Origin of the sequence: Enterobacter cloacae complex sp. 342H5 (assembly GCF_050030905.1) — a bacterium.
Classification (GTDB): domain Bacteria; phylum Pseudomonadota; class Gammaproteobacteria; order Enterobacterales; family Enterobacteriaceae; genus Enterobacter; species Enterobacter intestinihominis.
The window spans coordinates 1,653,500-1,666,881 of the sequence record NZ_JBLGVB010000001.1; the positions used below are offsets into that span (position 1 = coordinate 1,653,500).

General features: G+C 57.0%; 10 protein-coding genes. 9 read left to right on the top strand and 1 reads right to left on the bottom strand.

The features are described from left to right. The first annotated feature begins 3 nt into the window (after nt 1-3). The 4 genes from ACQG03_RS07925 (at nt 4) to ACQG03_RS07940 (ending at nt 3,228) form a co-directional block, all read left to right on the top strand. The gene (locus ACQG03_RS07925; RefSeq protein ID WP_045308854.1) at nt 4-1,233 is read left to right on the top strand and encodes a winged helix-turn-helix domain-containing protein; all 1,230 of its coding nucleotides are present in this window, start codon (nt 4-6) and stop codon (nt 1,231-1,233) included. 45 nt (nt 1,234-1,278) lie between these two features. Next, on the top strand, nt 1,279-1,461 hold the full coding sequence (ycaR, locus tag ACQG03_RS07930) for a protein YcaR (RefSeq protein WP_003858220.1): 183 nt from the start codon (nt 1,279-1,281) through the stop codon (nt 1,459-1,461). Further along, nucleotides 1,458-2,204 carry a 3-deoxy-manno-octulosonate cytidylyltransferase gene (gene kdsB / locus ACQG03_RS07935; protein ID WP_023299728.1) on the top strand — a complete coding sequence of 249 codons (747 nt, stop codon included), beginning with the start codon at nt 1,458-1,460 and terminating at the stop codon, nt 2,202-2,204. The genes ycaR and kdsB overlap by 4 nt, the downstream gene beginning before the upstream one ends. A 130-nt stretch (nt 2,205-2,334) precedes the next feature. Beyond that, complete coding sequence (locus ACQG03_RS07940; RefSeq protein ID WP_003858216.1) at nt 2,335-3,228, top strand: YcbJ family phosphotransferase; 894 nt, start codon at nt 2,335-2,337, stop codon at nt 3,226-3,228. On the opposite strand, the gene elyC is transcribed toward ACQG03_RS07940, so the two are convergent. Continuing rightward, on the bottom strand, nt 3,205-3,984 hold the full coding sequence (elyC, locus tag ACQG03_RS07945; protein ID WP_063137586.1) for an envelope biogenesis factor ElyC: 780 nt from the start codon (nt 3,982-3,984) through the stop codon (nt 3,205-3,207). The two genes, ACQG03_RS07940 and elyC, sit on opposite strands and share 24 nt — an antisense overlap. Before the next feature lie 120 nt (nt 3,985-4,104). On the opposite strand from elyC, the gene cmoM reads away from it, so the two are divergent. The 5 genes from cmoM to ldtD all read left to right on the top strand — a co-directional run bounded on the left by cmoM (nt 4,105) and on the right by ldtD (nt 13,346). After that, complete coding sequence (cmoM, locus tag ACQG03_RS07950) at nt 4,105-4,884, top strand: tRNA uridine 5-oxyacetic acid(34) methyltransferase CmoM (RefSeq protein WP_006809373.1); 780 nt, start codon at nt 4,105-4,107, stop codon at nt 4,882-4,884. A gap of 3 nt (nt 4,885-4,887) precedes the next feature. After that, a complete protein-coding gene (mukF, locus tag ACQG03_RS07955; RefSeq protein ID WP_022647635.1) occupies nt 4,888-6,210 on the top strand; it encodes a chromosome partition protein MukF in 1,323 nt (440 codons plus the stop codon). After that, a complete protein-coding gene (mukE, locus tag ACQG03_RS07960) occupies nt 6,191-6,895 on the top strand; it encodes a chromosome partition protein MukE (RefSeq protein WP_003858208.1) in 705 nt (234 codons plus the stop codon). Before mukF ends, mukE begins: the two co-directional genes overlap by 20 nt. After that, on the top strand, nt 6,895-11,343 hold the full coding sequence (gene mukB, locus ACQG03_RS07965; protein ID WP_063163388.1) for a chromosome partition protein MukB: 4,449 nt from the start codon (nt 6,895-6,897) through the stop codon (nt 11,341-11,343). Before mukE ends, mukB begins: the two co-directional genes overlap by 1 nt. A 179-nt stretch (nt 11,344-11,522) precedes the next feature. Beyond that, nucleotides 11,523-13,346: a L,D-transpeptidase gene (gene ldtD / locus ACQG03_RS07970; RefSeq protein WP_063137584.1), complete on the top strand. Its 1,824-nt coding sequence runs from the start codon at nt 11,523-11,525 to the stop codon at nt 13,344-13,346. The last annotated feature ends 36 nt before the right edge of the window (nt 13,347-13,382 follow it).

Sequence of the window (13,382 nt, forward strand, 5' to 3'; positions counted from 1 at the left end):
CGCATGTCTCTACCGCAACTCTCACTTGCAGCCGCACGAAACCTGCATCTTGCCGCCCAGGGGCTTCTGAAAAAGTCCCGCCGCCGCGCACAGCCAGCGGATATCCTCTCTACCGTGCAACGCATGTCGTTGCTGCAAATCGACACCATTAACATCGTGGCGCGTAGCCCGTATCTGGTCCTGTTTAGCCGCCTGGGAAACTATCCTCCGCAGTGGCTGGATAATGCGCTAAGTCAGGGCGAACTGATGGAATACTGGGCGCATGAAGCCTGTTTTCTCCCGCGCAGCGATTTTGCACTGGTGCGTCACCGCATGCTCGCCCCGGACAAAATGGGCTGGAAATACCGCCAGGAATGGATGGCGGAACACGCGGATGAAATAGAACAACTGATTGCCCATATTCAGGAAAACGGTCCGGTACGCTCCGCGGATTTTGAACACCCGCGAAAAGGCGCAAGCGGATGGTGGGAGTGGAAACCGCACAAACGCCATCTTGAAGGGCTGTTTACGTCGGGCAAAGTGATGGTGGTCGAGCGCCGCAACTTTCAGCGCGTTTATGACCTCACGCACCGCGTTATGCCTCACTGGGACGATACGCGTGACCTGCTGTCTCAGGACGCAGCCGAAGCCATCATGCTCGGGAACAGCGCCCGCAGCCTGGGCATATTCCGCCCACAGTGGCTGGCGGATTATTATCGCCTGCGTCAGCCGCAGCTAAAACCGCTGCTGGAAACGTGGCAGCGTGAACAGCGCGTGATGCCGGTCTCGGTTGAGTCGTTAGGTGAAATGTGGCTGCATGCGGATTTGTTCCCTCTGCTGGCGCAGGCGCAAGAGGGCAAACTCCAGGCGACCCACAGTGCCGTGCTCTCGCCATTCGACCCCGTAGTCTGGGACAGAAAGCGAGCCGAACAGCTGTTTGATTTCAGCTACCGTCTGGAATGCTACACCCCGGCGCAAAAGCGTCAGTACGGTTATTTTGTTTTGCCGTTGCTTCATAAAGGGCAGCTTGTCGGGCGCATGGACGCTAAAATGCACCGTAAAACCGGCACGCTTGAAATTATCGCTCTCTGGCTGGAAGAGGGCATAAAAGTCACGGCTGGCCTGGAAAAAGGGCTAACGTCTGCGCTCAGTGAATTTGCGCGCTGGCAGGGGGCGTATGAAATTGTACTCGGTCGCGTGCCTGCGGGGCTGTTTACGACCTGTCGAGGTGGCTGGGAAACAGGCACTCCCTGAAAAAAGAATGTGGTAAGCTTTAGCAATTACCCATACGGAGGAACTATGGATCACCGTTTACTTGAAATTATTGCCTGCCCGGTGTGCAACGGCAAACTGTATTACAGCCAGGATAAACAAGAGCTGATTTGCAAACTGGACAGCCTGGCGTTCCCGCTGCGTGACGGTATTCCGGTCCTGCTGGAAAATGAAGCCCGTTCTCTGGTGGCAGAAGAGATCAAACCATGAGTTTTGTTGTCATTATCCCTGCGCGTTATGCTTCAACGCGCCTGCCAGGTAAACCGCTGGTGGATATCAACGGTAAACCGATGATTGTGCATGTCCTTGAACGGGCACGCGAATCGGGCGCCGGACGCGTCATCGTCGCCACCGATCACCCGGATGTCGCGCGAGCGGTTGAGGCCGCGGGTGGGGAAGTGTGCATGACCCGTGCCGACCACCAGTCAGGCACCGAGCGCCTGGCGGAAGTCGTCGAAAAATGCGGTTTCAGTGACGAGACGGTGATTGTGAACGTGCAGGGCGATGAGCCGATGATCCCGGCGGCTATTATCCGTCAGGTGGCCGACAACCTGGCCCAGCGTAAGGTTGGCATGGCGACCCTCGCGGTGCCGATTCACCACGCTGAAGAGGCGTTCAATCCGAATGCGGTGAAAGTGGTCATGGACGCAGAGGGCTACGCGCTCTATTTCTCCCGCGCCACCATTCCGTGGGATCGCGATCGTTTCGCGCAATCGAAAGAGACGATCGGCGAAACCTTCCTGCGCCACATCGGTATTTACGGCTACCGCGCCGGCTTTATTCGTCGCTATGTCGCCTGGGCACCAAGCCCGCTTGAGCATATCGAAATGCTCGAACAGCTTCGCGTGCTGTGGTACGGCGAGAAAATTCACGTTGCGGTTGCCCAGGAAGTCCCTGGCACCGGCGTGGATACGCCTGAAGATCTCGATCGCGTACGCGTCGAATTGCGTTAATTCGCTGCCATCCCCTCGTTCTGGGGGGATGTTCTCTTCCTTTTCTTTTTCATTATTGATCTCGACCGGGTGACATCCGGGGTTCGCGCGCTCATTATAAAAGCAGTAGTCTTAATGGGGGTAATCTCATATGGAACAGCTGCGTGCTGAACTCAGCCATCTCCTTGGCGAAAAGCTAAGCCGGGTGGAATGCGTGAATGAAAAGGCCGATACCGCACTCTGGTCGTTGTACGACAGTCAGGGAAACCCCATGCCGCTGATGGCCAGAAGTTTTACCTCGCCGGGTGTCGCCAGACAGCTGGCCTGGAAAATGTCGATGCTGGCGCGGGAAGGGACTGTCCGTATGCCGACGGTCTACGGCGTGATGACCCATGAGGAGCATCCCGGCCCGGATGTTCTGCTTATTGAACGTTTACGCGGGGTTTCTGTTGAAGCTCCGACGCGTACACCGGAGCGCTGGGAACAGCTGAAAGATCAGATTGTCGAGGCTCTGCTTGCCTGGCATCGGCAGGACAGCCGGGGTCTTGTTGGCGCGGTAGACAGCACCCAGGAAAACCTGTGGCCGCTATGGTATCGCCAGCGTGTCGAAGTGCTCTGGGGCACGCTGAACCAGTTCAACAACACCGGTTTAACGATGCAGGACAAACGTATTCTGTTCCGCACCCGGGAATGTCTGCCGACGCTGTTTGAGGGTTTTAACGACAACTGCGTGCTGGTTCACGGCAACTTCACGCTGCGCAGTATGCTTAAAGACTCGCGCAGCGATCAGCTTCTGGCGATGGTCGGGCCGGGGATCATGCTCTGGGCGCCGCGCGAGTACGAACTGTTCAGGCTGAGCGAGGGCGGGGCGGCGGAAGATTTGCTCTGGCACTATCTTCAGCGCGCCCCCGTTGCGGAGGCCTTTCTCTGGCGACGCTGGCTCTATCTTCTCTGGGATGAGGTGGCGCAACTGGTCAACACCGGGCGCTTTAATCGAGCCAGTTTCGATCTGGCCGCAAAATCACTCCTGCCCTGGCTTGCCTGACGAACCCTTAAGCCACTGCCACAGGCGGCCAAGCGTCTCGTAACCGACGCGGTCGCTGTGCATCAGCCATACCGGGGACGGGATTATCCGTTCCCACGGGTTGAGCGGGGCGTCAATGGCCAGCTGGTTTGCCGGAGCAGGAAGCGGATGCAGGCCCTGATTCTCAAAGAAAATCATTGCGCGCGGCAGGTGTGAAGCAGAGGTCACCAGCAGGAACGGCACATCACCGATGGCTTGTTTCACCGCAGCAGCTTCTTCTTCGGTATCTTTTGGGCTATCCAGCGTGATGATGGCGGAACGTGGTACGCCAAGCGATTCAGCCACTCTTGCCCCTGCTTCAGCGGTACTTACCGGGTTGGTTTTTGCCGCAGCGCCCGTGAAGATCATCTTCGATCCCGGATTGGCCAGCCACAGGCGGATCCCCTCGTTCAGACGCGGCAGACTGTTGTTGATCAGGTTCGAGCTGGGCGCCCAGTTCGGATCCCAGGTATACCCGCCGCCCAGCACCACGATGTAGTCCACCTTCTGGTTTCCCTGCCACGTCGGGTAGGTGTTTTCAATCGGGCGTAACAAACCGTCAGCGACCGGTTGCAGGCTGAGTAACAGCAGCGCCAGCCAGCCCACGGTGACGAGGGATTTACCGCTTTTCTGAAAGCGGCTAAACCATATCAATGCCAGCCCCAGCGCGATGAGAAGCAACAGCAGGGGAAGGGGAAGCATCATGCCTCCGATATATTTTTTTAGGGTAAAAAGCATCCTTTTTGGTTCCTTTTTTAACCATACAGCAGGCGATTGCCCGTGATATTACACCAGAGTGGTTCATTCTCCGCGCGGGTGTGACAAAATAGCGGTTTTGCAGTGAGTGGAACCCTCCCAATGCGGGATCGCAATTTTGATGACATCGCGGAAAAGTTTTCGCGCAACATTTATGGCACCACCAAAGGTCAGCTTCGTCAGACGATCCTCTGGCAGGATCTGGATAAGCTGCTGGCTGAATTTGGTGACCGACCGTTGCGCGTACTGGATGCCGGCGGTGGGGAAGGGCAGACTGCAATTCTGATGGCGCAGCGGGGACATCACGTCACGCTTTGCGATCTTTCTGCCGAGATGGTTGCGCGCGCCGGGCGAGCGGCAGAAGAGAAAGGTGTGAGCGACAACATGCATTTTATACATTGCGCCGCTCAGGACATTCCGCAGCATTTGGAAACGCAGGTTGATCTGATATTGTTTCATGCTGTGCTCGAATGGGTCGCCGAACCACAAGCGATGTTAAAAACGCTGTGGTCGATGTTGCGCCCGGGCGGTGCGTTATCGCTGATGTTTTACAATGCCAACGGCCTGCTAATGCGAAACGTGCTGGTCGGCAATTTTGGCTATGTACAGCAGGGCATGTATAAAAAGAAACGACGCACGCTTTCACCGGATTTCCCCCGTGAACCGCAGCAGGTCTATGGCTGGCTGGAGGAGATCGGTTGGGAAATTACCGGCAAAACTGGCGTGAGGGTGTTTCATGATTATCTGCGTGATAAACAAAAACAGGATGACTGTTTAGACGCCTTAACAGAAATAGAGACGCGGTACTGCCGCCAGGAGCCTTATCTGAGCCTTGGCCGCTATATCCACGTCACCGCGCGCAAGCCGCAGATGCAAGGATAATCTATGAGTGAATTTTCCCAGACAGTCCCCGAACTGGTTGCCTGGGCCAGGAAAAACGATTTCTCCATCTCGCTGCCGGTAGACAGACTCTCATTCCTGCTGGCGGTTGCGACGCTAAACGGCGAACGCCTGGATGGCGAAATGAGTGAAGGCGAACTGGTGGATGCGTTCCGCCACGTCAGTGATGCGTTTGAGCAAACCAGCGAAACCATTAGCGTGCGTGCCAACAACGCAATCAATGATATGGTGCGTCAACGTCTGCTGAACCGCTTTACCAGCGAGCAGGCGGAAGGAAACGCCATCTATCGTCTTACGCCACTGGGCATTGGCATTACCGACTATTACATCCGCCAGCGCGAATTTTCCACGCTGCGTCTCTCCATGCAGCTCTCCATTGTTGCAGGCGAGCTGAAGCGTGCCGCCGACGCGGCTGATGAAAACGGTGACGAGTTCCACTGGCATCGCAACGTTTACGCGCCGCTAAAATACTCGGTCGCCGAGATTTTCGACAGTATCGATCTGACTCAACGTCTGATGGACGAACAGCAGCAGCAGGTCAAAGACGATATCGCTCAACTGCTGAATAAAGACTGGCGTGCGGCCATCTCCAGCTGTGAACTTTTGCTGTCAGAAACGTCCGGTACGCTACGTGAGTTGCAGGATACGCTGGAGGCGGCTGGGGATAAGCTGCAGGCCAACCTGCTGCGCATCCAGGACGCGACGATGGCGCACGACGATCTGCATTTTATCGACCGTCTGGTGTTTGATTTGCAGAGTAAGCTTGACCGCATTATCAGCTGGGGCCAGCAGTCGATCGACCTGTGGATCGGTTACGACCGCCACGTGCATAAATTTATCCGTACCGCCATCGATATGGATAAGAACCGCGTCTTTGCTCAGCGTCTGCGCCAGTCGGTACAGACCTACTTTGATGCGCCGTGGGCGCTGACCTACGCCAACGCCGATCGTCTTCTGGATATGCGCGACGAAGAGATGGCGCTGCGTGATGAAGAGGTCACCGGTGAACTGCCGCCGGATCTGGAATACGAAGAATTTAACGAAATTCGCGAGCAGCTTGCGGCGATGATCGAAGAACAGCTCGCTGTCTATAAAGCCAGACAAGCACCGCTGGATCTTGGCCTCGTGGTACGCGACTATCTGGCGCAGTATCCGCGCGCGCGCCACTTCGATGTAGCCCGCATTGTTGTAGACCAGGCGGTGCGCCTGGGCATCGCACAAGCCGATTTCACCGGACTGCCGCCGAAGTGGCAGCCGATTAACGATTACGGAGCCAAGGTACAGGCGCATGTCATTGACAAATATTGAACAAGTGATGCCAGTTAAGCTGGCACAGGCGCTGGCGAATCCGTTGTTTCCGGCGCTGGACAGCCAGCTGCGTGCCGGTCGTCACATTGGCCTTGACGAGCTGGATAATCACGCCTTTTTGATGGACTTTCAGGAGTATCTGGAAGAGTTTTACGCTCGCTATAACGTTGAGCTGATCCGCGCGCCGGAAGGGTTTTTCTACCTGCGTCCGCGCTCTACTACGCTTATTCCGCGCTCGGTGCTTTCCGAACTGGATATGATGGTCGGCAAAATTCTCTGCTACCTCTACCTCAGCCCGGAACGTCTGGCGAATGAAGGGATCTTCACCCAGCAGGAGCTTTACGATGAGCTGCTGTCGCTAGCGGATGAAAGCAAGCTGCTCAAGCTGGTAAATAACCGCTCGACGGGGTCCGATCTGGACCGTCAGAAATTACAGGAAAAAGTTCGCTCTTCCCTGAACCGTCTGCGCCGTCTGGGAATGGTCTGGTTCATGGGTCACGACAGCAGCAAGTTCCGCATTACCGAATCGGTCTTCCGCTTTGGTGCCGACGTTCGTGCGGGTGACGATGCGCGTGAAGCACAGCTGCGCATGATCCGTGACGGTGAAGCGATGCCGGTGGAAAACCATTTGCAGCTCAATGACGAGCACGAAGAGAATCAGCCGGATAGCGGGGAGGAAGAGTAATGATTGAACGCGGTAAATTTCGCTCACTAACGCTGATTAACTGGAACGGCTTCTTTGCCCGAACCTTCGATCTGGATGAGCTGGTGACAACGCTCTCCGGCGGTAACGGGGCAGGTAAATCCACCACCATGGCGGCCTTCGTGACGGCGCTGATCCCTGACCTGACCCTGCTGCACTTCCGTAACACCACTGAAGCGGGTGCAACGAGCGGCTCCCGAGATAAAGGGCTGCACGGTAAGCTGAAAGCGGGCGTCTGTTATTCGGTGCTGGACGTGTTCAACTCCCGTCATCAGCGCGTGGTTGTAGGCGTGCGCCTGCAGCAGGTTGCCGGCCGCGACCGTAAAGTAGATATCAAACCGTTTGCGATCCAGGGGCTGCCAACCTCCGTGCAGCCGACCGCGCTGCTGACGGAAACCCTGAATGAACGACAGGCGCGCGTTCTGACGCTCCAGGAGCTGAAAGACAAGCTGGAAGCCATCGAAGGCGTGCAGTTTAAGCAGTTTAACTCCATTACCGACTACCACTCTCTGATGTTCGATCTCGGCGTGGTGGCCCGTCGTCTGCGCAGCGCGTCAGATCGTAGTAAATACTACCGTCTAATTGAAGCCTCCCTGTACGGCGGTATCTCAAGCGCCATTACCCGCTCCCTGCGCGACTACCTGCTGCCGGAAAACAGCGGCGTGCGTAAGGCCTTCCAGGATATGGAAGCCGCGCTGCGTGAAAACCGCATGACGCTGGAAGCGATTCGCGTTACGCAATCTGACCGCGATCTGTTTAAGCATCTGATCAGCGAAGCCACCAACTACGTGGCGGCAGACTATATGCGTCACGCCAACGAGCGCCGTATTCATCTCGATCAGGCGCTGGAATACCGCCGCGAGCTGTTTACCTCCCGCAAACAGCTGGTCGCCGAGCAGTATAAGCATGTCGAAATGGCGCGCGAACTGGGCGAGCACAACGGTGCCGAAGGGGATCTGGAAGCCGATTACCAGGCGGCCAGCGATCATCTGAACCTGGTGCAAACCGCGCTGCGTCAGCAGGAAAAAATCGAGCGCTATGAAGCCGATCTCGATGAGCTGCAAATTCGTCTTGAAGAGCAAAATGAAGTGGTGGCAGAAGCCGCCGATTTGCAGGAAGAGAACGAAGCCCGCGCGGAAGCCGCCGAGCTGGAAGTGGATGAGCTGAAAAGCCAGCTCGCAGACTACCAGCAGGCGCTGGACGTGCAGCAGACCCGCGCGATCCAATACAACCAGGCGCTGCAGGCGTTGCAGCGTGCCAAAGAGCTGTGCCACCTGCCGGACCTGACCCCTGAAAGCGCTGACGAATGGCTGGATACCTTCCAGGCCAAAGAGCAGGAAGCCACTGAGAAACTGCTTTCTCTCGATCAGAAAATGAGCGTGGCGCAAACGGCACACAGCCAGTTTGAGCAGGCGTACCAGCTGGTGGTGGCGATCAACGGTCCGCTGGCGCGTAACGAAGCATGGGACGTTGCCCGTGAGCTACTGCGCGACGGCGTCAATCAACGCCATCTGGCCGAGCAGGTGCAGCCGCTGCGCATGCGCCTGAACGAGCTGGAACAGCGTCTGCGTGAACAGCAGGAAGCTGAGCGTCTGCTGGCGGAATTCTGCAAACGTCAGGGTAAAAATTACGATTTCGACGAGCTTGAGGCTCTGCATCAGGAGCTGGAAGCGCGTATTGCGGCCCTGTCCGATACCGTATCGAACGCCAGCGAACAGCGCATGACGCTGCGTCAGGAGCTGGAACAGCTTCAGTCCCGTTCGAAGACGCTCTTACAGCGTGCGCCGATCTGGCTGGCCGCACAAAGCAGCCTGAACCAGCTCAGCGAGCAGTGTGGTCAGGAGTTTGCCTCCAGCCAGGACGTCACCGAATACATGCAACAGCTGCTGGAGCGCGAACGCGAAGCGATTGTTGAGCGTGACGAAGTGGGCGCGCGCAAGCGTGACGTCGATGAAGAAATCGAGCGTTTAAGCCAGCCTGGCGGCTCAGAAGATCCGCGCCTGAATGCGTTAGCCGAGCGTTTCGGCGGCGTGCTGCTGTCTGAAATTTACGACGACGTCGGCCTGGACGATGCGCCGTACTTCTCCGCGCTGTACGGTCCGTCCCGTAACGCGATTGTAGTGCCGGATCTGTCGCTGATTTCTGACCAGCTTGCAGGGCTGGAAGACTGCCCGGAAGATCTCTACCTCATCGAAGGGGATCCGCAGTCGTTTGATGACAGCGTATTCAGCGTCGACGAGCTGGAAAAAGCGGTGGTGGTGAAAATCGCCGATCGCCAGTGGCGCTATTCGCGCTTCCCGGAACTGCCGCTGTTTGGCCGCGCCGCGCGTGAAAACCGTATTGAAAGCCTGCACGCCGAGCGTGAAACGCTTTCAGAGCGTTTTGCGACCCTGTCGTTTGACGTGCAGAAAACCCAGCGTCTGCATCAGGCGTTCAGCCGCTTTATCGGCAGCCATCTGGGCGTTGCCTTTCAGCCCGATCCGGAAGCCGAAATTCGTAAGCTCAACACCCGCCGCGGTGAGCTGGAGCGTGCGCTTGCCAGCCATGAAAATGACAACCAGCAAAGCCGCGTGCAGTTTGAGCAGGCGAAAGAAGGCGTTGCGGCCCTTAACCGCATCCTGCCGCGCCTGAACCTGCTGGCGGACGATACGCTCGCCGACCGCGTGGATGAGATTCAGGAACGTCTGGACGAAGCGCAGGAAGCGGCGCGCTTTGTGCAGCAACACGGCAATCAGCTGGCAAAACTGGAGCCGATGGTTTCCGTTCTCCAGAGCGACCCGGAACAGTTTGAGCAGTTAAAAGAAGATTACGCCTGGTCACAGCAGGTGCAGCGTGAAGCGCGTCAGCAGGCGTTTGCCCTCACGGAAGTGGTGCAACGTCGCGCACACTTCGGCTACTCCGATTCAGCAGAAATGCTGAGCGGGAACAGCGATCTGAATGAAAAGCTGCGCCAGCGTCTTGAGCAGGCCGAAGCGGAACGAACGCGCGCCCGTGAAGCGATGCGTACTCACGCTGCACAGCTGAGCCAGTACAGCCAGGTCATGGCATCGCTGAAAAGCTCCTTCGACACCAAGAAAGAGCTGTTAAATGACCTGCATAAAGAGTTGCAGGACATTGGCGTGCGCGCCGACAGCGGCGCAGAAGAGCGGGCGCGTATTCGCCGTGATGAGCTGCATGCTCAGCTCAGCAACAACCGTGCGCGTCGTAATCAGCTCGAAAAAGCGCTGACCTTCTGTGAAGCGGAGATGGACAACCTGACGCGTCGTCTGCGCAAGCTGGAGCGCGACTATTTTGAGATGCGTGAACAGGTTGTGACTGCGAAGGCGGGCTGGTGCGCGGTGATGCGCATGGTGAAGGACAACAACGTGGAGCGTCGTCTGCACCGTCGCGAGCTGGCGTACCTGTCAGCCGATGAACTGCGCTCTATGTCGGATAAGGCGCTGGGTGCGCTGCGTCTGGCCGTGGCGGACAATGAACACCTGCGCGACGTGCTGCGCATGTCCGAAGATCCGAAGCGTCCTGAGCGCAAAATTCAGTTCTTCGTGGCGGTTTATCAGCACTTACGCGAGCGTATTCGTCAGGACATCATCCGTACCGACGATCCGGTTGAAGCGATCGAACAGATGGAGATCGAGCTGGGCCGTCTGACGGAGGAGCTGACCTCCCGCGAGCAGAAGCTGGCAATCAGCTCCCGCAGCGTGGCGAATATTATTCGTAAAACCATTCAGCGCGAGCAGAACCGTATCCGTCAGCTGAACCAGGGCCTGCAAAGCGTGTCGTTTGGCCAGGTCAACAGCGTGCGGCTGAACGTGAACGTGCGTGAGGCGCACTCCACGCTGCTGGACGTGTTGTCTGAACAGCATGAGCAGCATCAGGATCTGTTCAACAGTAACCGCCTGACCTTCTCCGAAGCGCTGGCGAAGCTGTATCAGCGTCTGAATCCGCAGATTGACATGGGCCAGCGTACGCCGCAAACCATCGGCGAGGAGTTGCTGGACTACCGCAACTATCTGGAAATGGAAGTTGAGGTTAACCGTGGCTCAGACGGCTGGCTGCGCGCGGAATCCGGTGCGCTCTCTACCGGTGAAGCCATCGGTACTGGTATGTCGATTCTGGTGATGGTGGTGCAGAGCTGGGAAGATGAAGCGCGTCGTCTGCGCGGCAAGGACATCTCTCCATGCCGTCTGCTGTTCCTCGATGAAGCCGCGCGTCTCGACGCCCGCTCCATCGCCACGCTGTTTGAGCTTTGCGAGCGACTCGATATGCAGCTCATCATCGCGGCGCCGGAAAACATCAGTCCGGAAAAAGGGACAACCTATAAGCTGGTGCGTAAAGTGTTCCAGAACAGTGAACATGTACACGTCGTAGGTCTGCGTGGCTTTGCGCCGCAGCCTCCGGAGTCTTTACCGGGCACGGCTGACGCCTCTTAACCCCGGGTATGATAAAAGGCGGCGCTCAGGCGTCGCTTTTTTTATTCACTTAACTTGTGTTCAGGGCTGCGTTATCTTTAAACTTCTTTACATAAGGCAAGGCAGCAGCGTGTATGCCTTTCTATACTGAAGGAAAGCTCCATAATACTGGGCATGTCGTGAAAAACAGGGGGCAAGGGATGTTGCTTAAGAAAGATCGTGGTCGTCAGCTGTCTGCGCTGAGTTTGTGCCTGACAGTGATGTTTGCTCCACTGTTTACCGCTCAGGCCGATGAGCCTGAAATTGTACCGACTGACAGCTCCGCGACGATGGGCGCGCAGCCGACGTCGCTGTCACAACCGCTGGATCAGTCTCCGGCGACGGCCATCATGGCCGGCATTAAACCGCTGCCGGAAGGCATCGATACTGAATCATTACGCCAGCAGCTTATGACCGGGCTGCCCTCGGGCTATACTCCCGCTTATATTAACCAGCTCACGCTGCTTTACGCTGCGCGCGATATGAAACCGATGTGGGAAAATCGCGAGGCGGTACGTGCCTTCCAGCAGCAGCTGGCTGAAGTGGCGATTGCAGGTTTTCAGCCACAGTTCACGACCTGGGTTGAACTCCTGACCGACCCTGCCGTAACCGGACAGGCGCGTGACGTGGTGCTGTCTGATGCCATGATGGGCTACTTGCAGTTTGTGGCGGGGATTTCGGTGAACGGCAACCGCTGGTTATACAGCAGTAAACCGTACAAGCTGGCGACGCCCGCGCTGTCCGTCATTAATCAGTGGCAGCTGTCGCTGGACAACGGTGAACTGCCGCGCTTTATCGCAAGCCTTGCGCCCGCCCACCCGCAGTATGCCACGATGCATCAGTCGCTTCTTGAGCTGGTCGCGGATTCCCGCCCGTGGCCTCAGTTGCGTGGAACAGCAACGCTGCGTCCGGGACAATGGAGCAGCGATGTGCCTGCGATTCGCGAAATTATGAAACGGTCCGGCATGCTTGACAGCGGCCCTAAAATTGCGCTGCCCGGCGACGAGACGCAAAACGCAGTCGTCAGCCCGTCGGCGCCGGTAAAAGAGAAAACTGCCGTTGCGCTGAGCAATAAGCCCGCCGCTTACGATCGCGAGCTGGTCGCGGCAGTGAAGCAGTTCCAGGCCGCGCAGGGGCTGGGCGCCGACGGCGTGATTGGTCCATCGACTCGCGACTGGCTGAACGTCTCTCCGGCCCAGCGGGCAGGGGTGCTGGCGTTGAATATCCAACGCTTGCGCTTGCTGCCGGGCACGTTATCCACCGGCATTATGGTCAACATTCCGGCGTACTCTCTGGTCTACTATCAGGACGGTAGCGAAGTGCTGGCGTCCCGCGTGATTGTGGGTCGACCTGACCGCAAAACGCCGATGATGAGCAGCGCGCTGAATAACGTGGTGGTTAACCCGCCGTGGAACGTGCCGCCGACGCTGGCGCGCAAAGATATCCTGCCTAAGGTCTGGAATGACCCGGGCTATCTGGAGCGACATAACTATACGGTGATGCGTGGCTGGAACAGCAAAGAAGCGATTGACCCCTGGATGGTCGACTGGTCAACGATTACGCCTTCGAACCTGCCGTTCCGTTTCCAGCAGGCACCGGGTGCGCATAACTCGCTCGGACGTTACAAATTCAATATGCCAAGTTCGGACGCAATCTATCTGCATGATACCCCGAACCATAATCTGTTCCAGAAAGACGCACGCGCGCTCAGTTCTGGCTGCGTTCGCGTGAATAAGGCCTCCGAACTGGCGAATATGCTGTTGCAGGATGCAGGCTGGAACGATACGCGGATATCCGATGCCCTGAAGCAGGGGGATACGCGTTACGTCAATATCCGCCACAATATTCCGGTCAATCTTTACTATCTGACGGCGTTTGTGGGCGCGGACGGACGTACCCAGTATCGTACAGATATTTACAATTATGATCTTACAGCGCGATCCGGCGCACAAATCTTGCCAAAAGCGGAACAATTAATCAGGTAAATGAAGTAGTTCGGTAAAAATGATTGTCGTAAGTTA